General features: G+C 73.9%; 14 protein-coding genes. 3 read left to right on the top strand and 11 right to left on the bottom strand.

Features of this window, described 5'->3' with window-relative positions; all coding sequences use genetic code 11:
* Window positions 1-63 precede the first annotated feature (63 nt).
* Complete coding sequence (locus tag ACIRSU_RS24080) at window positions 64-417, bottom strand: hypothetical protein (RefSeq protein ID WP_403795632.1); 354 nt, start codon at window positions 415-417, stop codon at window positions 64-66.
* Between the two features lie 340 nt (window positions 418-757).
* Between ACIRSU_RS24080 and ACIRSU_RS24075 the strand changes: the two genes are divergently transcribed.
* On the top strand, window positions 758-1,846 hold the full coding sequence (locus tag ACIRSU_RS24075) for an NlpC/P60 family protein (protein ID WP_403795630.1): 1,089 nt from the start codon (window positions 758-760) through the stop codon (window positions 1,844-1,846).
* Window positions 1,847-1,900: 54 nt separating this feature from the next.
* Here ACIRSU_RS24075 and ACIRSU_RS24070 read toward each other — a convergent pair whose 3' ends face one another.
* Together ACIRSU_RS24070 and ACIRSU_RS24065 are read right to left on the bottom strand one after the other, a co-directional pair.
* Window positions 1,901-2,611, bottom strand: a complete 711-nt coding sequence (locus ACIRSU_RS24070) for a LuxR C-terminal-related transcriptional regulator (protein WP_403795628.1) — start codon at window positions 2,609-2,611, stop codon at window positions 1,901-1,903.
* Window positions 2,608-3,870, bottom strand: coding sequence for a PspC domain-containing protein (locus ACIRSU_RS24065; RefSeq protein WP_403795625.1), 1,263 nt, complete (start codon window positions 3,868-3,870; stop codon window positions 2,608-2,610). Before ACIRSU_RS24065 ends, ACIRSU_RS24070 begins: the two co-directional genes overlap by 4 nt.
* A gap of 157 nt (window positions 3,871-4,027) precedes the next feature.
* Here ACIRSU_RS24065 and ACIRSU_RS24060 point away from each other — a divergent pair, with 157 nt between their 5' ends.
* A complete protein-coding gene (locus tag ACIRSU_RS24060; protein WP_403795623.1) occupies window positions 4,028-5,512 on the top strand; it encodes a PspC domain-containing protein in 1,485 nt (494 codons plus the stop codon).
* 156 nt (window positions 5,513-5,668) lie between these two features.
* Here the strand turns inward: ACIRSU_RS24060 and ACIRSU_RS24055 are convergent, their stop codons facing one another.
* From ACIRSU_RS24055 to guaA, 4 genes are all read right to left on the bottom strand, one after another.
* Window positions 5,669-6,253 carry a DoxX family protein gene (locus ACIRSU_RS24055; RefSeq protein WP_403795620.1) on the bottom strand — a complete coding sequence of 195 codons (585 nt, stop codon included), beginning with the start codon at window positions 6,251-6,253 and terminating at the stop codon, window positions 5,669-5,671.
* Between the two features lie 93 nt (window positions 6,254-6,346).
* A complete protein-coding gene (locus ACIRSU_RS24050; RefSeq protein WP_403795618.1) occupies window positions 6,347-7,594 on the bottom strand; it encodes a hypothetical protein in 1,248 nt (415 codons plus the stop codon).
* Window positions 7,595-7,776: 182 nt separating this feature from the next.
* The gene (locus ACIRSU_RS24045; protein ID WP_403795617.1) at window positions 7,777-8,565 is read right to left on the bottom strand and encodes a class II aldolase/adducin family protein; all 789 of its coding nucleotides are present in this window, start codon (window positions 8,563-8,565) and stop codon (window positions 7,777-7,779) included.
* A gap of 150 nt (window positions 8,566-8,715) precedes the next feature.
* A complete protein-coding gene (gene guaA, locus ACIRSU_RS24040) occupies window positions 8,716-10,308 on the bottom strand; it encodes a glutamine-hydrolyzing GMP synthase (RefSeq protein WP_403795614.1) in 1,593 nt (530 codons plus the stop codon).
* A gap of 357 nt (window positions 10,309-10,665) precedes the next feature.
* Between guaA and ACIRSU_RS24035 the strand changes: the two genes are divergently transcribed.
* On the top strand, window positions 10,666-10,980 hold the full coding sequence (locus ACIRSU_RS24035; protein ID WP_403795611.1) for a chorismate mutase: 315 nt from the start codon (window positions 10,666-10,668) through the stop codon (window positions 10,978-10,980).
* 677 nt (window positions 10,981-11,657) lie between these two features.
* Here ACIRSU_RS24035 and ACIRSU_RS24030 read toward each other — a convergent pair.
* The 4 genes from ACIRSU_RS24030 to ACIRSU_RS24015 all read right to left on the bottom strand — a co-directional run bounded on the left by ACIRSU_RS24030 (window position 11,658) and on the right by ACIRSU_RS24015 (window position 19,976).
* A complete protein-coding gene (locus ACIRSU_RS24030; protein WP_403795609.1) occupies window positions 11,658-13,478 on the bottom strand; it encodes a GMC oxidoreductase in 1,821 nt (606 codons plus the stop codon).
* An 88-nt stretch (window positions 13,479-13,566) separates the two neighbouring features.
* A complete protein-coding gene (locus tag ACIRSU_RS24025; protein WP_403795606.1) occupies window positions 13,567-15,225 on the bottom strand; it encodes a succinic semialdehyde dehydrogenase in 1,659 nt (552 codons plus the stop codon).
* A 114-nt stretch (window positions 15,226-15,339) separates the two neighbouring features.
* Window positions 15,340-17,016: a serine/threonine-protein kinase gene (locus ACIRSU_RS24020; protein WP_403795603.1), complete on the bottom strand. Its 1,677-nt coding sequence runs from the start codon at window positions 17,014-17,016 to the stop codon at window positions 15,340-15,342.
* Between the two features lie 158 nt (window positions 17,017-17,174).
* Complete coding sequence (locus ACIRSU_RS24015) at window positions 17,175-19,976, bottom strand: protein kinase (protein WP_403795601.1); 2,802 nt, start codon at window positions 19,974-19,976, stop codon at window positions 17,175-17,177.
* Between the last annotated feature and the right edge of the window lie 7 nt (window positions 19,977-19,983).

Raw genomic sequence — 19,983 nt, 5'->3', positions numbered from 1 at the left:
ACGAGACCGTGCCGGACATATGGCGCACCGGGCTCCTGGGTCCGGGCCCGGGCCCGGGCCCGCTCAGACCCAGAGGGTGGCGATGAGGATGTTCGCCACGGTCAGGCCGCCCACGGCGCCGAAGAGGGCCTTGTCGACCTGCTCCTCGTCGCGCTTGACGTAGACCAGGCCGAGGATGACGACCAGGAACGCCATCTTTATGCCGATCTTGATGTTGTTCAGGGTGTGGCCCTCGGCCTGGTGGATGCCGACCAGGACGGCGCCGGTGACCAGCATGGTCAGGGCGCCGTGCAGCATCGCCGGGGTGAAGCGGGCCGTACCGGCCCCCATCGCCTTCATCTGGGTGAGGAATCCGCCGAGCAACGCGCCGATTCCGATGATGTGCAGGGCGACGAAGACATGAATGAGTACGTCCATGGGGCGGAGCCTAACCGGGGCCGTAGCACCGCCTTCCGGGCGGGTCCAGCTTGTCCAGGGCTTCGGTCAGACGGCTGCCGGAAGCACGCGTGACCTCACGCCGGCCGGGCGAGATCGGTCCCGGAACGACATCTGGCGCCAATAGCGGTCAACTCCCGCTTGCCGTCGTCAGCCAGGTTTAGCGTCCTCACCCAGGTGGCCGACTCCCCACCTCCGTCGCAGCCCGGCGGTCGTCGGCCACCCCCGCCGAGAAAACCGGCGGCGGCCCGTCTCCCCTGTGCGGGCCGCCGCCGGCCCCGGCGGGCAGCGTCCCCCACAGGGAGAGGATGTGACCGCCCTCGTGGCAGCGCACCGAAAGCCCAGGCACTCCCCGCTCGGCGGCCCGGCCGTCCGCACCGCCGCGACGCTGGCCCTCGCCTCCGCGGCCACCGCGACCGTCTTCGAGGGCTCGGGCCACGCCGCTCCCCGCCCCACCCCCGCGCAGGTCAAGGCCGACGTCGACCGGCTGTACGAGGAGGCCGAGGTCGCCACCGAGAAGTACAACGGCGCGAAGGAGCAGGCCGGCCAGGCGCGGGCCGCCTTCGACCGGCTGCGCGACGAGGCCGCCCGGCGCACCGAGCGGCTCAACCGCTCCCGCGACGCCCTCGGCGCCGTCGCCGCCGCCCAGTACCGCTCCGGTGGCCTCGACCCGGCGGTCCAGCTCGTCCTCACCTCCGACCCGGACCAGTACCTGGAGCGGGCCGCCCTCGCCGAGAAGGCCGGCGACCGGCAGGCCGCGGCCATCGCCTCCGTACGGCGTGAGCTCGCCGCCGTACGCCAGCTGCGCGCCCGCTCGGCGGACCGGCTGCGCGAGCTGAAGGCGCACGAGGCGGAGCTGCGGAAGCAGAAGGCGGCCGTGCGGACCAAGCTGGACGCCGCCCGCGCCCTGCTCGCCCGGCTCACCGCCGAGGAACGGGCCCGGTACGAGGCCGCCGTGACCGCCGGGCGTCATGACGCGGCGAGCCCGGGCCCGGCGAGCGGCGCGGCGGCGGACCGGGCCGACCGGGCCTCGGCCGACCGCGGCCCGCTCACGGCGCCGACCGGCCGGGCCGCCGCCGCCATCGCCTTCGCCGAGGCCCAGCTCGGCAAGCCGTACGTGTGGGGGGCGACCGGCCCCTCCGCCTACGACTGCTCGGGGCTCACCCAGGCGGCCTGGCGGGCGGCCGGGGTGTCGCTGCCGCGCACCACCTACACCCAGATCAACGCCGGCCGCCGGGTCTCGCGCTCCGAACTGGCCCCGGGCGACCTGGTGTTCTTCTACTCCGGCATCAGCCACGTCGGCCTCTACATCGGCGGCGGCCGGATGATCCACGCCCCCCGGCCGGGCGCCCCGGTCCGGATCGCCCCGATCGACGAGATGCCGTTCGCGGGCGCCACCCGGGTCGGCTGACCCGGGCACGCGGGCACGCGGCAGGCGGGCAGGGGTCAGCCAGGCGGCCAGGAGTCAGACCAGGCGGCGGGCGGTCGCCCAGCGGGTCAGCTCGTGCCGGTTGGAGAGCTGGAGCTTGCGCAGCACCGCCGAGACATGGGACTCGACCGTCTTCACCGAGATGAAGAGCTGCTTGGCGATCTCCTTGTACGCATAGCCGCGAGCGATCAGCCGGAGCACCTCGCGCTCCCGCTGGGTGAGCCGGTCCAGGTCCTCGTCCGCCGGCGGCGCGTCCGTCGAGGCGAAGGCGTCGAGGACGAAGCCGGCCAGGCGCGGGGAGAAGACGGCGTCGCCCTCCTGGACCCGGAAGACGGAGTCGACCAGGTCGGTGCCGGTGATCGTCTTGGTGACATAGCCGCGGGCGCCGCCCCGGATGACCCCGATGACGTCCTCGGCGGCGTCGGAGACCGACAGGGCGAGGAAGCGGACCGGGTTCTCCACCGCCGCCATCAGGCTCGCGCAGCGGCGCAGCACCTCGACCCCGCCGCCGCCCGGCAGGTGCACGTCGAGGAGGACGACCTCGGGGCGGGTGGCGGTGATGACCGTCACCGCCTGGTCCACGTCCGCGGCCTCGCCGACCACCTCGACGCCCGTCACGTCGGTCCGGCCGATCTCGGCCTGCACGCCCGTGCGGAACATGCGGTGGTCGTCGACGAGCACGACCCGCACCCGGCGCTCCGCGTCCCGCCCCGCCGTCTCGGTGCCGTTCCCGTTCTCGTCGCTCATCCGTCCGCCCTCTCCATCTCCAGCTCCACTTCGGTGCCCCCGCCCGGCGCGGATCTCAGCCGCGCCGATCCGCCGTTGCGCTGCATCCGGCCGACGATCGATTCTCGTACGCCCATCCGGTCGCCCGGCACCGCGTCCAGGTCGAAACCCGGCCCGCGGTCCCGCACGGAGACGAAGACCGTCCGGCCCTCCACCTCCGCGTAGACCTGCACCGGCCCGCCCTCGCCACCGTACTTGGCGGCGTTGACCATCGCCTCGCGCGCGGCCTGCATCTGCGCGGTGAGTTTCTCGTCGAGCGGGCAGTCGCCGACGACCACGACCTCCAGCGGGACTCCGTGCTTGTCCTCGACCTCGGCCGCGGCCCGCTTGACCGCCTCGGCGAGCGTGGCCGGCTCCTCCTCCTTGCCCGTGCCCTCCGGCTTGTACAGCCAGTTCCGCAGCTCCCGCTCCTGGGCGCGGGCGAGCCGGCGGACCTCGCCGGCGTCGTCGGCATTGCGCTGGATCAGGGTCAGGGTGTGCAGGACCGAGTCGTGGACGTGGGCCGCGACCTCGGCGCGCTCCTGGGCGCGGATGCGCAGCGTGCGCTCCTCGCTGAGGTCCTGCGACATGCGCACCAGCCAGGGTCCGGCGAGCAGGGCTATGCCGGTGAGCACGGCGACCGCGGCGGTGAGCGCCGTGCCGAGCTCGGTGACGGAGCCGCGCAGGACGAGGAAGACGGCGAGGCCGGTGCCGACGAGGGCGACGCCGACGAGGCCGCGGGCGAGCTGGAAGGCGCGCCGCCGCCGGTCGGGGTCGGTCCAGCTGGCCCGGCGGGCGTTGTCGGCCTGCCGCCAGACGAGGACGACACCGACGCCGATGAGCAGGGTCGGCCAGATGTAGCGGCCGGCCTCCTGGTCGATCTTGACGGTGCCGAAGAGGGCGGAGATGCCGAGCCCGAGCACGATGAGCGCGAGCACCTGGCCCTTGTCGGGCTTGCGCAGGCGTCTGCGGCCCTCGGGCGTGGTCTCGAACATGGGGCGGGGCGCGGCGCGGCCGCCGACGCCGAGCGGGACGACGATCCAGAACACCGCGTACAGCAGCGCGCCGAGGCCGTGGGTGAAGCCGAGCGCCACGAAGAACGCGCGGACCCAGACGACGGGCAGGCCGAGGTGTCCGGCGAGGCCGCGCGCGACACCGCCGAGCCACCGCCCGTCGGCGCTCCGGTAGAGCTTGCGGACGGGCGGTTCGTCGAGGTCGGCGACGCGAGCGGATGCGGACATGCATTGATCGTCACACGTCCGGCGGCGCTCGGACATCAGGGTCGGCCCGGATATCGACCCTGGAACCGTCTCAGGGTGGGGGGCGCGCGGAAGATCAGGGTAGGGCCAGGGTCGGTCCCGGTGCCGTTCCGGGGTCACGGGCGGTCACCATGGACGCATGACGAGTTCGATGCCTTCGCAGCACGAGGCCCCGCCGCCGGCGGACGCCCCGCCCGCCCCGCCGCTCCGGCGGTCGCGCGGGCAGAAGGTCGTGGCCGGCGTGTGCGGCGGTCTCGGCCGGCACTTCGACGTGGACCCGGTGATCTTCCGGATCGCGCTGGGCGTGCTCGCGGTGACCGGCGGCGTGGGACTGATCTTCTACGGCTTCGCGTGGCTGCTGGTCCCGCTCGCGGGCGAGGAGGAGAGCGAGGGGCGCAGGCTGCTCACCGGCCGGGTCTCGGGCTCCTCGCTGTCCGCGGTGCTGATGGCGCTGGTGGGCTGCGGGATCTTCCTGACGACGCTGCACAACGGGGGTCTGCTGGCGTTCACGCTGATCCTGTCGCTCGCGGTGAGCGGCGCGGCGGTGTGGTCGCAGCGGCGGCGGGCGGTTGCGGCGACCGCCGAGGAGGGCGGCCGGATAGACCCGGCCGCCGCCCTCGCGGTCGCCGAGGCGCCGCCGGAGACGAAGGCGCCGCCGCTGGTGGAGTGGCCGTCCTGGTGGCGGGACCCGATCGTCAAGGACGGGTCGACCGGGAAGGTGGCCATCGGCTATCTCTGGGGCCCGCACGGGTTCGTCGACAAGGACGGTCTGATCGACGGCGAGGTGCCGAAGCCCGGTCAGCAGTGGGGTCCGCCGGTGGCGCCGGGCCGGCCGGCGGCACCGGCCCGCAGGGCGGACACCAGTCAGGTGTCCATCGGCGGTCTGGTGTTCCTGCTCGCCCTTGTCGCGGGCGGTCTGGGCACGGGACTGTCGTGGCACGGCCACCCGCTGGGCACCAGCCTGCAGATCGGTCTGGCCGCCGCGCTCGCGGTGATCGGCGTGGGCCTGGCCGTCAGCAGTTTCCTGGGCCGCACCGGGTTCGGCACGCTGTGTCTGATGGTGCTGACCACGGGTCTGCTGGCGGTGGCGTCGGTGCTGCCGAAGGAGATCTCGACGGTCTGGGCGCGGGAGACCTGGCGCCCGGCGACGGTCGCGGCCGTGCAGCCGCGGTACGAGCTGGGGACCGGGATCGGCACGCTCGACCTGTCGCACCTGTCCGTCCCGGCCGGGACGACCGTGACCACGCGGGTGGAGGTCGGCGCGGGCCAGCTGAAGGTGATCGTGCCGCGCAACGCCACGGTGAAGCTGCGGGCCCAGGCGGGCCTGGGCGATCTGCGGCTGCCGCCGCAGCACGTGGCGGCGGTGCCGGCGCTGCCGGTGACCCCGTCCGCCCCGGCGCAGTCCGGGGCCCCGACCGCGCCCGCCGCACCGACTGCGCCCACCGCGCCGTCGCCGGCCGCCCCGCCCTCGTACACGTCCCCTGACGGGGACATCGACATCGCGCCGGGCCTCGACGAGTCCCGGACGCTCCCCCCGCCGCCCGGGGTCACCCCGGGCGGCACGCTCGACCTCTCCCTGGAGGTCGCGCTCGGACAGGTGGAGGTCACCCGTGCTGCTTCATGAGTTCCGCCCCGGCCGGCTGATCCTGGGCGCGGCCGCCCTGGCCCTCGCGGCGCTGTTCGCCGGGGACGCGGCCGGTGCCTGGTCCGTCGCCTGGTACGTGGTGATACCGGTGCTGTGCGGGGGCCTCGGGCTCGCGGCGGTCGCCTCCTGGACGGCCTACCTGATACGCCGGCGCTCGGCGAGGAGGGCGTCCAGGGAGAACACCGGGGCGCCGGCCAGCAGCAGCGGCAGCCAGGCCACGAGATAGGGCAGGTCGTTGCCCAGGTAGTAGGGGCTCGCCTGCCAGCTGACGGTCAGCCACAGGCTCAGCGAGATCAGTGCCCCGCCGACTGCGGCGAACCGGGTGAGGAGCCCGAGGAGGGCGCCGATGCCGACGGCGAGCTCGCCGAGGGCGAGGGCGTAGCCGAAGCCGACCGGGCTGTGCAGGGCCAGGTCGACGAGGGCGGGCAGGGCCGAGGAGGGGCGGACGCCCCGCATCATCTCGCCGATCGACTGGGAGCCGGTGGCGGAGAGGAAGGCGGGGTCGGTGAGCTTGTCGAGCCCGGCGTAGAGGAAGGTGATGCCGAGGAAGATCCGCAGCGGGACCAGGGCGTAACGGGAAGCGAGGGCCCGCAGGCCGCCGGCGCCGCCGGAACCGGCCACCGCGGCACCCCCCACCGGCACGGCCGCCCCGGCCGGCCGGCCGGGCGCCGTCGCGCCGTCGGTGCCCCGGTCCTTCGTTCCGTCCGTCCGTTCCGTCATCTGCGGCCGCCTCTCCGATCGACCTCGCACCGCTGTCCGAAGTCCGTCCGAAGACAGATTGTCTCCGGAGTTCCTGTGCGGAGGTAGGGGAGGTCAGTCGACGACGTCGATCGTGACCCGGTTGGTCTCGACTCCGGCGGCGGTGACGACCGAGACCTCCACCCGGCCCGGTTCCACGTCGGCGGGGAGCGGGACGGTGAGGGCGGTGTCGGTCGGGTTGGCGAAGCCGCCGGGGACCGGGACGAGGGGGACGTGGGCGTGGACCGGGCCGATGCGGACGACGAGCCGGGTCAGCGGCTCCGGGGCGGCCGCGCCCGGCGGGACGAAGCCGATGCCGCGGATCTCGATGTCGTCGCCGGTGCGGATCGGGGCGTCGAGGTCGCCGGCCTCGCGGGCCCGGACCACCGAGAAGATCTTGGGCCGGCCGCCCTCGGCGCACTTGCCGAAGAGATAGCCGGTCACGGAGACGGCGACGAGCAGCACGAGCGCCCAGGGCAGTTCGGGCAGCCGGTCGGGGACGCGGCCGAGGCGGACGGCGGCGAAGGCGAGGACGGCGGTGGAGACGAGGACGTACTGGACGTCGGTGAGGGAGGCGCGGCCGTCGTCGTCGCAGAGCAGGTCGGCGGGGCGGGGCCGTTCGGCGCGGACCTTCTGCAGGCGCCGGGCGGCGACCCGCAGGGAGACGATCAGCCGGGCGGTGACGGTGGTCCAGCCGACCAGGACGAGGACGGTGAGCAGTCCGGCGCCGCGCCGCAGGCCCAGGTCGACGTGGGGCGCGCCGGTGGCCAGGCGCAGGGAGAGGAGCAGGACGGTGTAGCCGGAGAGGAGGAGCCAGCCGGCGGCGACGGTTCGGGAGGTGGAGAGCCGGTTGTCCTCGCCGAGCAGCGGGGCGAGGACGCCGCCCCGGTCGCGGTGCAGCCTGGCCGCCGTGGTCAGGGCGGCGGCGAGGAGCAGGGCGGTGCCGAGGGCGGCGGTGCGGGTGCCGGTCCAGCCTGCGCCGAGGGCGGTGAGGGCCTGTCCGAGGAGCAGGGCGAGGACGGCGCCCCAGACGGTGGCGAGGGTGGTCCGCTCGACCCGGCCGCGGCGGGCGACACCGGCCTCGCGGCCACGTGCCGTGACGGTGCGGGCCGACTGGGCGAGTTCGTCGGAGACCCACTGGCGGGAGGCGACCGGCGAGTGGGCGAGGGCGGCGGGCACCCCGTGGCCGGCGGCGAGCTCGTCGCGCCGGGCGAGGAAGGCGGCGACGGCCCGCCGGTGGCCGGAGCGTTCGCAGTGCGGGCAGCCGCCGTCCGGCGCGTGGCCCGCGTCCGCCCCGTACTGTCTCGCCTCTTGCACCGCCACGGCGCCGCCCACTTCCCGATCCGTCCGTCACCCGTTGCCACTGCGCGTCAACTGGCTGTCGATTCCCGGGAATTGTGTCGCATCGACTGCCCGTGCACAGGGCGTTCCACCCCTGTCACACGAGTGATTGGAGAGTCATCACATTGACGGAAAGGCGTGTTCCGCGACGTCCGTCACGACCGTTACGACAGCAGTTCGGGCTCCGTGCGGCTGATCCGCCGCCACATCGGCTGGTAGTTGATCCAGGCCACCAGGTCGCTGCCGAGCTGTTCGCGGGTGGCGACGGCGTCACGGTGGTCGATCAGCACCGGCTTGCCCGCGGCCCGCGCGGCGAGCTGCACCTCGGCGCAGCGCTCCATCGCGATGAACCACCAGGCGGCCGCGTCGACGGAGGAGCCGACCGTGAGCAGGCCGTGGTTGCGCAGCACGAGCGCCTTGAGCCCGCCGAGGGCGACCGCGATCCGCCGGCCCTCCTCCGGGTCGACGGTGACGCCGGTGTAGGCGTCGTAGAGGGCGTGGTCCTGGTAGAAGGCGCACGCCTCCTGGGTGATCGGGTCGAGCAGCTCGCCGAGCGCGGCGAGGGCCCGGCCGTGCGTGGAGTGGGTGTGCGCGACGGCGACCACGTCGGGCCGGGCCCGGTGGACCTGGGCGTGCACGGTGAAGGCGGCCTGGTTGACGTGGTGGGCGCCGTACACGACCTGGCCGTCGCCGTTGACCAGGATCAGATCGCTCGCGGTGAGCTCGGCGAAGGGCGCGCCGAAGGGGTTCACCCAGTAGCAGTCGGGGTGGTCCGGGTCGCGCGCGGTGATGTGCCCGGAGACGCCCTCCTCGTAGCCGAGCCGTCCGAAGACCCGGAGCGCGGCGGCGAGTCGCTGCTTGCGGTGGGTGCGCTCCTCGGCGCTCGTCGCGTGGACGGGCGGCATCGCGAAGTGGAGCTGGTCGACGGGGACGGGCGCCGGAGTCGAGGTCATGGGCCGGAAGGTAACGCCCGGCCGGTCAACTCTCCAGAGTCCGGACGGACCCGGGTCGCGCGGACCGCCCGGCGGACCGCACCGGGAACGGCGAAGCCGCCGCCCCCGGTGCGAATCGGGGGCGGCGGCTCCACCGGTCAGCGGGAGTGACTACTCCCACTCGATGGTGCCCGGCGGCTTGCTGGTCACGTCGAGGACGACGCGGTTGACGTCGCGCACCTCGTTGGTGATGCGGGTCGAGATGCGGGCGAGCACCTCGTACGGCAGCCGCGACCAGTCGGCCGTCATGGCGTCCTCGGAGGAGACCGGACGGAGCACGATCGGGTGGCCGTAGGTGCGGCCGTCGCCCTGGACGCCGACGGAGCGCACGTCGGCGAGCAGCACGACCGGGCACTGCCAGATCTCGCGGTCGAGACCGGCGGCCGTCAGCTCCTCGCGGGCGATGGCGTCGGCCTCGCGCAGCAGGTCCAGACGGTCCTTGGTGACCTCGCCGACGATGCGGATGCCGAGGCCGGGGCCGGGGAACGGCTGGCGCTGGACGATCTCCTCGGGCAGGCCGAGCTCCTGGCCGACCATGCGGACCTCGTCCTTGAACAGCTGGCGCAGCGGCTCGACGAGCTCGAACTCGATGTCGTCGGGGAGGCCGCCCACGTTGTGGTGGGACTTGATGTTGGCCGTGCCGGTGCCACCGCCGGACTCGACGATGTCCGGGTACAGGGTGCCCTGGACCAGGAAGGCGACCTCGGGGCCCTCCTCCTGGAGGATCTCCAGCTGCGCCTGCTCGAAGACGCGGATGAACTCACGGCCGATGATCTTGCGCTTGGTCTCCGGGTCGGAGACGCCGGCGAGGGCGGTGAGGAAGCGCTCCTGCGCGTCGACGACCTTCAGCTGGACGCCGGTGGCGGCCACGAAGTCCTTCTCGACCTGCTCGGTCTCGCCCTTGCGCATCAGGCCGTGGTCGACGTAGACGCAGGTGAGCTGCGAGCCGATGGCCTTCTGCACGAGCGCGGCGGCCACGGCGGAGTCGACGCCGCCGGACAGACCGCAGATGGCGCGCTTGGTGCCGACCTGGGCGCGGATGGCCGCGACCTGCTCCTCGATGACGTTGCCGGTCGTCCAGGAGGGCTCGATGCCGGCGCCGCGGTAGAGGAAGTGCTCAAGGATCTGCTGGCCGTGCGTGGAGTGCAGCACCTCGGGGTGGTACTGGACGCCGTACAGCCTCTTCTCGTCGTTCTCGAAGGCGGCGACCGGCACGACGTCGGTGGACGCGGTGACGGTGAAGCCCTCGGGGGCGGCGGAGCAGGCGTCGCCGTGCGACATCCACACGGACTGCTCGACCGGGGTGCCCTCGAAGAGGGTGGAGCCGGCCTTGGAGACGTGCAGCGGCGTACGGCCGTACTCACGGGCGCCCGTGTTGTCGACGGTGCCACCGAGGGTGGTCGCCATCAGCTGGAAGCCGTAGCACATGCCGAAGACGGGGACGCCGGCCTCGAAGAGCTCGCGGTCCAGGCGCGGGGCGCCCTCGGCGTACACGGACGACGGGCCGCCGGAGAGGATGATCGCCCTCGGCTTCTTGGCCAGCATCTCGGCCACCGGCATGGTGGACGGGACGATCTCGCTGTAGACCCGCGCCTCACGGACGCGACGGGCGATGAGCTGGGCGTACTGGGCGCCGAAGTCGACAACGAGGACTACGTCCGGGTTGGTGACGTCGGGCGCGGCAGCGGGAGTCGCTGATGACACTACGGCGGCCTTCCGGCGGTAGGAGGGGTTCCCCCGAGAGGGGGGCTATTTGTCGATTCTACCGGCGCGGCGCGCTTGCACTTCGTCTCACCATCCGAACCGGGGTGGCCTTCGTCTCACGATCCGGGCCCGGGTTGCTCCCGGGCGCCGGGCGGGGTCCATACTGTGCCCCATGCGCGAGCTCACGACCTTCCTCTTTACCTATGGCACCGGCCGGTCCGGATGCCATGGTCGTGCTGCTTGAGCAACTGACAAGCGACTTCCCAGGCGTCCCGGGCCGACAAGGCCCGGGGCGCCTGTCGTTTCCCGGACCGTGTCGCTCCGGGGCATCCCCGAGAACCACGAGGAGCCCCACCCATGAGCACCAGCACCGCCACGAAGACCGCCGGCAAGACCGTCGCCGAGCAGACCGGCGCCCGCACCGACGAGGCCGCGGCCCTGATCGGCGACGCCCGCGAGCGGATCGACGCGCTCGACGACCGGATCATCGGACTGATCCAGGAACGGATGGCCGTCTCGGCCGTCATCCAGGAGGCGCGGATCTCCTCCGGCGGCCGCCGGGTGAACCTGGCCCGCGAGATGGAGGTCCTCGGCCACTACCGGGACGCCCTCGGCAAGCCGGGCACGGCGCTCGCGATGACGATGCTGGAGCTGTGCCGCGGCCGCGTCTGACCCGTAAGGGCGCCGCCCCCTGCCCCGTACGGGCCCCGGAACCGCCGGGCCGCGACCCGTACGGGGTTGGTCCCCGCACCCGAGTTCGGTCGCCGTCTCACCCGTACGGCGCGTGACCGGGCCCGGCGCCGGTTCGTTGGTCGTGGTGTCCGTGCCAGCCAGGGGCGGGCCCGATGAAGACCACGCGTGGCTTCGCTGGGGCGTGTGGCGTACCTCGGTACGTCGTGGGACCTCGCTCCAGCGCGCGTGACCGGACGGCAGGGGACAGCAGCCCGGTCACCCAGAAAGGGCGGTCGGTCCCGGGGACGCCCGGGACCGACCGCAACCGGCCGAACGATCCGAACATCCCCGCGTCCCCGCTCCCCCACACCCTGATCCCTCCTCCCCACCCCGCGTGGCGCCCGCCTCCCCCGGCGCCCGCAGCAGGGCCCCGCGCCGCGACCGGAATCGCGCCGCGGGGCCCTTGCGATGCGTCCGGGCACCGTGCCCCCCATGACGTGACGCGCGTCACATAAAGATTCCGTGAGAGGGCTACAACCAATCCCCCAGGTCACGGGTCTCCTATGCAGCACCACCCAGAAACTGGAGAGGCGCTGCACTCGGAGGGGGGTGCAGCGCCTCTTCTGTTTTCCGGAATCCCTACCGGAGGGGATTCCCGGGTCTCTGCCGTGGGTGGCTCACGCCTTCTTCGGCGGGACCGTCGGGATGCCCAGGAACGGCAGCCGCAGCGCGCCGAAGGCCTCGGCCGGGACGGCCGGCGACTTGGGCTCGACGGCGGCGAGCCGGACGTACGCCTCGCCCTGACGCGGCCGCTGGTCCTCCTCGCCCTTGTTGGGCCAGAAGGACATGGCCCGCTCCGCCTGCGCCGTGATCGTCAGCGACGGGTTGACGCCCAGGTTGGCGGAGACCGCCGCGCCGTCGACGACGGAGATGCCCGGGTGGCCGTAGAGCCGGTGGTACGGGTCGATGACGCCGGACTCCGCGTCCGCGCCGATCGGGCAGCCGCCCAGGAAGTGCGCGGTGAGCGGGGTGCCCATGAGCTCGCCGACGTTGGAGCCGGCGAAGCCGTTGATCTCCTCGGCGAGCAGCGTGGCGGCCTGGGTGGCCTCGCGGATCTGGGTCGGGTTGGGCGCGCCGTGGCCCTGGCGGGCGGTGAGCAGGCCCTTTCCGAGGCCGTCGGGCTTGCGGTAGGTGGTCAGCGAGTTGTCCAGGGACTGCATGACCAGGCCGATGATGGTGCGCTCCGACCAGTGCCAGTTGGACAGCGAGCGGACGGCGAGCACCGGGTGCCTGACCAGGTTGAGCAGCCAGTTGCGGACCCGGTGGGCGCCGTAGGGCACCTGGAGGACGGTGAGGCTGCCCATCGAGTTGGAGCCCTTGCCGTAGCGGACCGGCTCGATGTGGGTGTTCTCGTTCGGGTGGACGGACGAGGTGATGGCGACGCCGCGGGTGAAGTCGGCCTTGGGCTTGCCGTGCCGCTTGCGGTAGCGGCGGTCGGTGGTCTGGGCGCCGACGAGGCCCTCGGAGTTGGTGCGGGTCAGCTCGCCGAGGCGGCCGGAGATGTGCGGCAGCAGGCCGGTGTCCTTCATCCGGTGCAGCAGGGTCTGGGTGCCGTAGGTGCCGGCGGCGATCACGACCTTGGGGGCGGTGAAGGTGTGGCCGGCGCCCTTCTTGCGGTTGTCGGTCGGGAGGGTCCGGACCGCGTAGCCGCCCCGGGAGTCCTCGGTGACGGCGACGACCGAGGTCATCGGGTGGACCACCGCGCCCGCCTTCTCGGCGAGGTAGAGGTAGTTCTCGTTGAGGGTGTTCTTGGCGCCGTGCCGGCAGCCGGTCATGCACTCGCCGCACTCGACGCACGCCTTGCGCGAGGGGCCCGCGCCGCCGAAGAACGGGTCGGCCACCTCGGTGCCCGGCTTCACCTTGCCCGTGCCGACCCCGTCCTCGCCGACGGCGTCCTTGCCGTCGCCGAAGAAGACGCCGACCGGCGCCATGTGGAAGGTGTCGCCGATGCCCATCTTCTGGGCGGCCGCCTTCAGGTGCACGTCCGACGGGGTCATCGTCGGGTTGAGCCGGACGCCCAGCATCCGCTTGGCCTGGTCGTAGTACGGCGCGAGCTCGGAGCGCCAGTCGGTGATGTCCTTCCACTGCGGGTCGTCGAAGAACGGCGCGAGCGGCTCGTACAGCGTGTTGGCGTAGTTGAGCGAGCCGCCGCCGACGCCCGCGCCGGCGAGCACCATGACGTTGCCGAGCAGATGGATGCGCTGGATGCCGTACAGGCCGAGCGCCGGGGCCCACAGGAAGTTCTTCAGGTCCCAGGAGTTCTTCGGCAGCTCGGCGCGCGCGAAACGGCGGCCGGCCTCCAGGACGCCGACCCGGTAGCCCTTCTCGGTCAGCCGCAGGGCCGTGACCGAGCCGCCGAAGCCGGAGCCGACGACGATGACGTCGTAGTCGTACGCCTCGGAGTCGTCCTGATTCTGGGCAGGGGGTACCGCGGTCATGGCTCTCCTCGTGCGAAAAGGGGCGATCAGGGTCCGGGAACGGGGGTCGGCGAACGGGGGTCGGCGAACGGCGGTCGGCCAACGGCGGTCAGCGCAGGCGCAGGGCCTTCATCACCTTCAGGGAGGTGCTCATGAAGGCCGCGTACTTCTCGTCGTCCATCCCGAAGGAGGGCGCGAGCGGGAGCAGCCGCTGCTGGGCGACGGTCTGCGCCTCGGTGTACTTGAGGATGCCCTCGGAGCCGTGGCGCCGGCCGAGGCCGGAGTCCTTCATGCCGCCCATCGGGGACTGGACGCTGCCGTACGCGGGCGCGTACCCCTCGTTGATGTTGACGGTGCCGGTGCGCAGCCGGGCGGCGACGGCGTGGCCGCGGCGCGAGTCGGTGGTCCAGACGGAGGAGTTCAGGCCGTACGGGGTGGCGTTGGCCAGTTCGACGACCTCGTCCTCGTCGGTGAAGCGGTAGACGGAGACGACCGGGCCGAAGGTCTCCTCGGCGCAGACGGCCATCGGGGCCTCGACGCCGTCGAGGATGGTCGGCTCGAAGAAGTACGGGCCGATGTCGGGCCGGGCGACGCCGCCCGCGACCAGCCTGGCGCCCTTGGCGACGGCCTCCTCGACGTGCCGGGTGACGGTGGTGAGCTGGCGCTCGCCGACGAGGGAGCCCATGTCGGCGCCGTACGCGAGGGAGTTGCCGAGCCGCATGGCCTTCGTGCGGGCGGCGAAGCGGGCCACGAAGTCGTCGGCGACGGACTCGTGCACGTACAGCCGCTCGATGGAGATGCACAGCTGGCCGGCGGAGGAGAAGCAGGCGCGGACGGCGCCGGCGGCGGCCTTCTCGACGTCGGCGTCCTTGAGGACGATCATCGCGTTCTTGCCGCCGAGTTCGAGGCTGACGCCGACGAGCCGGGCGGCGGCGCCCTGGGCGACCTCGCGGCCGGTGCGGGTGGAGCCGGTGAAGGAGACGTAGTCGGCGTGCCGGACGACCTCGGGGCCGACGACCGGGCCCTCGCCGAGGACGACCTGGAAGACCTCGGCGGGCAGCCCGGCCTCGATGAGCAGGTCGCGGGCCCACAGGGCGGTCAGCGCGGTCTCGGTGTCCGGCTTCATGACGACGGCGTTGCCGGCGACGAAGGCGGGCAGGGCGTCGCCGACCGACAGCTCCAGGGGGTAGTTCCAGGGCGCGATCTGGCCGACGACCCCGCGCGGCTGGCGCAGCTCGGTGACCTTGGTGAGGGTCGGCACGACACCGGTGTGGTGCTTGGGACGCAGATACGCGGGGGCCTTGCGGCCGTAGTGGCGGGCGGCGACGGCGACGGCCTGGATCTCCTCGTGGGCGTGCAGGCGCGCCTTGCCGGTCTCCAGCTGGATGAGGTCGAGGACCTCGGACTGGCGCCGGAGGATCAGGTCGTGGAAGCGCAGCAGCACGGCGGCGCGGGCCCGGACGGGGGTGGCGGCCCAGGCGCGCTGGGCGGCGCGGGCGCGCGCGTAGGCGTCGGCGACGTCCTCGGGCGTGGACTCGGGCAGGTCCGCCAGCTTCTCCCCGGTGAAGGGGGTGTGGTTGGCGGTACGGCCGGAGCCCGCGACCCCGCGGGTGAGCCGGGCGACCAGCTCGGGCGTGACCACGTCGGCGGCGGTACGGGCGCCGGCCGGCGCGGGCGCGACGGGGTTGGTGCCGCCGGGGGCGATCGAGGTCGCGGCCGTCGTCGTGGTGGGCCGGTCCGTGCCGGGGAGAGCCTGCGAGTCCGTCATGAGGGTGAGGGTAGGCCGCATTCCGGGCTTTGGGTACCCGGCGGTAACGTCTTTTCACCCGCCCCGCACATCGCGCCAGCGATCGCTGGCACATAAGCCCTGATCAGGGGCTTATCAAGGGCTCACGGCGTCTGCGGGAGTCCGCCAGTACTTCTTCACGATGTCGAACTGTTCCCTCGTGCGGGCCCAGTCCTCCTCCGGCGAGGACATGTAGATGGCGTACTCCGTGCCGTCGTCCTCGTAGTACACCTGGTCGATCGCGTGGCGCGGTCCGGGGAACGTCTTCCGCTCGTGCCAGGTGAACTCCCACACGCAGGACTGGACCTGGTCGCGGAAGGTGTTCTGGTCCAGCATCACCCGCTGGTACGCGGGCAGCCGCTTCTGCAGGCCCTTCTCGACGTCGAGCATGTGCACGTACGGGTTCTCGAAGTCCGGGGACTTGTCGATGCTGATGCGGATCCGGTGGCGGCCGTTGTCCGGCGTGTAGTCGATCGAGTCGCCGTCCTTCTGGCGCTTCCAGCCGTCGGGGACGAGCAGGCTGACGCCCTCCGGGTCGTCGACGCGGTGCCAGCCGACCGGGAGGGCGCCCTTGTTCTTCTCCGCGCCGGAGGTCCCGCCGGAGGCCGTGCCGGCGGTGGGATCGGTGGCCTTGCCGTTCCGGTCGCCGCCCTTGCCGCCGCCGAGACCGCCCAGATGGGTCATGGCGGCGAAGACCGCGCCGCCGGCGAGCAGGCCCGCGACCGCGGCGGCGAGCAGCGCGACCCGCCAGCGGCCGCGGCGCGGGGCGGCGGAGGCGACGGTGGCTCCTGTCGGCGTCGGTGCGGGGGCCGGCGCGGGGGCGGGACGGGGCTCGTCGTGCGGGGCGGGCAGCGGAGTCGTCGCGGACGGGGCGGCGGCGGCCAGCTCCTCCGCCGGTACCGGCCGCGTCGGCACGTACGCCTGCGCGGCCTGCGGCTCGCGCCCCTCCATGGCTTCGAGCAGCATCCGCTCGGCCTCGTCCGCGCGCGGGCGCTGGTCCGGGTCCTTGCGCAGCAGCGCGACGATGACCGGGGCGAGCGGACCGGCCTGCTCCGGATACGGCGGCTCCTCGGTCACCACCGCCTGCATGGTGCTGATCGGCGAGCTGCGGCGGAACGGCGAGGTGCCCTCCACCGCCGAGTAGAGCGTCGCGCCCAGCGACCAGAGGTCGGAGGCCGGGCCCGGGGCGCCGCCGCGCACCCGCTCGGGCGCCAGATAGTCGATGGAGCCGACGAGTTCGCCGGTACGCGTGATGGAGCTGTCGCCCTCGATCGCGGCGATGCCGAAGTCGGTGATGAGGACCCGGCCGTCGCGGGCGAGCAGCACGTTGCCGGGCTTCACGTCCCGGTGCAGCACGCCGGCCGCGTGCGCGGCGCGCAGCGCGCCGAGGACGTGCAGGCCGATCCGGGCCGCCTCGCGCGGCTCGATCGGGCCGGCCTCCTTGGCGGCGTCCGCGAGCGAGGGCCCGTCCACGTACTGCATCACGATCCACGGACGGTCGTCGTGCTCGAGGACGTCGTGCACGGTGACCACACCCGGGTGGGTGATCCGGGCCGCCGCCCGGGCCTCCTTCTGCGTCCGGGCGTGCAGGACCAGCCGGTCGGCCTCGGCCACGAACCGGCCCGCCGTCAACTCCTTGACGGCCACCACACGGTGCAGCACCTCGTCGTGCGCGCGCCAGACCTTGCCCATGCCGCCGCGCCCGATGGACTCGCCCAACCGGTAACGCCCGGCCAGCAGAAGTCCGGTTCCGGTGCTCTCAGACTGTTCCACGTGCCCCCGCCTGTTTGCTTCGGAAGCAAGGGTACGGAGGAAAGGGCAGTGCGCGGAACCTCGGGGCTGGTTAAGGAACAACACTGTGACCGGGGGCGAGTTTCAGCCAGTCCGTCACGTGCCGTTCGCGGCTCATTTGTGCGCCGTTGGAGCGTCGCTCAACGGGTGGCGCGGTACGCCTTCACCGCCTGCTCGTAGATCTCGGAGACCTTGTCCCGCTCGCCCTCCGGGCCGATGACCTGGACCACGTGGTAACGGCCGCGGTCGATCAGCGCCAGGTTGCGCACGAAGACCTCGCGTCCGGTGCTGTCCTGCCAGGTGAACTGGCCCTCGGCCGTGGCGCGCTGGCCGATGTCCACACGGCGCAGGCCGGAAGCGCTCGACCAGGAGGATTCCCGCCACGGAGTGAGTTCGCGCTCCTTGGTGCTCTGGTAGCGCAGCGGGTCGTCGCCGTTGGCCTGAACCGTGTCCCGGCCGGGGACGACGACGAGGGTGAAGTCACCGCCCGTGAAACGCACTTGCCCGGCGTCGTTGATCGGGCTGCGCCGCCAGCCGCTCGGCACGCCGACCTGGAAGCCCTCGGGGTCCTTGCGCAGGACGTAACCGGAGGCGAGCGCGGGCGCCGAGGGGTCGGCGGCGGGCGGAGTGGTGGCCGCCGGGGGCCGGGAGGACGCGGGCGGGCTGGTGGCCGGGGCGGAGGACGGGGCACCGGTGGACGGTGCGGCCGAGGCCGGGGGCGGCTGCGCCGACGGCCCGTTCTTCTCGCCCTTCTCGGGCATGAACAGCACGGCGTACGCGGCCGCCCCGCCGAGCAGCAGCAGGACCAGGAGCAGCATGGTGCGGCCGAGGGCGCGCGGGGAGCCCGTGGGGCGCCCGGGAGCACGGGGGGCCCGCGGGGCGCGCTGCGGGATCTCGTCGTGCACCGGCTCGTACTCGCGCTCGCGGCGCGTGTCGTGCATCAGGTCGTGCAGGGAGGCGTCCTGGTGCAGGTCCTCGCGCGCGGCGCGGCCCTTCGCGTGCCGGTGCCGCCCGTTCGCGGCTGCGCCCCGGCGGCGCCGCCGCACCAGCTCGCCGCGGCGGCGCACGATGGGCAGCCGGGCGGCGTCGGGGGACGGCAGCGGTACGACGCCGAGGCCCGCGTCCGGTTCGGGCGCCGACCGTACGAGGGAGCGCAGCCAGCCGCTGAGCTCCTCCACGTCGGGGCGCTCGGTCGGGTCCTGGCGCAGCAGCGACTCGACGACGGGCCGCAGCGGGCCGGACTCCTCGGCGAACGCGGGCGGTTCGGCGCAGACCAGCTGGACCAGTTCGGCGGTGCTGTCCTCCGGGTACGGGGCATGGCCCTGCACGGCCCGGTAGAGCAGCGCGCCCAGCGCCCACAGGTCGGTGGCGGGGCCGATGGGCGGGGCGAGCCGCCAGTGCTCGTGCACCGGGCCCGCCTGCTCGGGCGCCCAGCGCTCGGTGACCGCGCCGACGACCGCCATCCGGGTCTGCCGGGCCCGCTCGGCGGCGAGCCGCGTCACCGGGCCGCGGTACGGCTCCGCGTCCGGCGCCGCGCCGGACGCCCCGGGCGTCGTCCTGGACGGCGCGCCGGAGCCTGCGCCGGAGCCGGTGGCGGGCTCGGACGCGGGGCGTGGGGCGGGGGTGGCCGCCGTGTACCCGGCCGGCAGCGCGGGCAGCGCGGGGCCGCCGCCGCCCGCAGGAACGTTGCGCCCGCCGTCGCGTGAGGCGTGCGGCCCGTCGCTCCAGCTCCCGGCGAGGTACGCGCGGGGCGGCGCGGCCGGCCCGTCCTCGACGCCGGTCTCGGCGTCGTCATCGTCGTCGTCGCCCGTCCGCGCCCACCACTGCGGCTCGGGCGGGACCGGCGGCCCGGGAGGCGCGGGCGGACCCTGCGGTGCCGGGCGCTGGACCGGCAGCGCACCGGTGTCCCCGATGCTCGCCGCGGCCCGCGCCCCCGCCCGGTAGGCCGCGATCGCTCCGGCCCTGGCCGCCCGGACGTCCGCGCCGGCCGGGACCCCGGCCGCGGGCACTCCGGACGCGGCCGGCAACTCGGGCCTGCCGCCCGCGCGTCCGGCGTCGCCGTAAGGGGTGCCGCCGTGGGGCCCGTAGCCGGTGCGGTCGGGGGCCCCGGGCGGGTCCGGCTCGCCACGCGGGGGCACGACCGAGGTCCCGTACGGGGTGCCGTGCGGGCCGTACGCGTCACCGGACGCGTCGGCCTCCGGCTCGTACGCGTCGGCCTCGTACACCTCGTCGCCGGGCTCGTCCTCGTCCGCGTACGTCTCCTCGTACCCCTCCGACTCGTACCCCTCCGACCCGTACGCCTCCGACCCGTACGCCTCCGACCCGTACGCCTCCGACTCGTACGGCTCGGGTCCGAACTCGTCCTCCGGCGGCACCGGCGCGTAGCCGCACAGCGCCTCCTCGGCCGCGCCGGCGGCGAGGCCGGTCAGGACGACGCGGCCGTCGTCGCAGACGAGGACGGTGCGCGCGGTGACGTTGCGGTGGGTCCAGCCGTGGGCGTGCAGGGCGCGCAGGGCGGTGAGGAGGTCGGCGCCGATCTCGGCGGCGCGGTAGGGGCTGAGCGGGCCCTCGGCGAGCAGTTCGGAGAGCGGGGTGGCGGGGACGGACTCGCTGACGATCCACAGCGAGCCGGCCTCGGCGAACACGTCGAAGACCTGGTCGAGGCGCGGGTGGTCGGGGATGCGGGCGGCGGCCTGCGCGGCCTCGACGGCGCGGCGGACGGCCGGATCGGCCGGTCTTCGGGTGGCCCGGCCGGGATCCGCGTAGGGCCGGCCGTCGAGGAGTTCGGCGTCGACGACCTCGGGCAGCGGCACCTGACGGACCCGCACTTCCTGGCCGCTGTAGGTGTCGAAGGCGCGCGTCTCGACGAGTTCGTACGCGTCGGGCGGCGGCAGGGGCAGGCGGTAGCGGTCCGCGAGCACCCTTCCCGCGTAGTCGTCCACGACGCCT

It is taken from the genome of Streptomyces sp. NPDC101160, from assembly GCF_044768205.1.
Lineage (GTDB): Bacteria > Actinomycetota > Actinomycetes > Streptomycetales > Streptomycetaceae > Streptomyces.
This window is presented reverse-complemented; position numbering and strand designations above follow the sequence as displayed.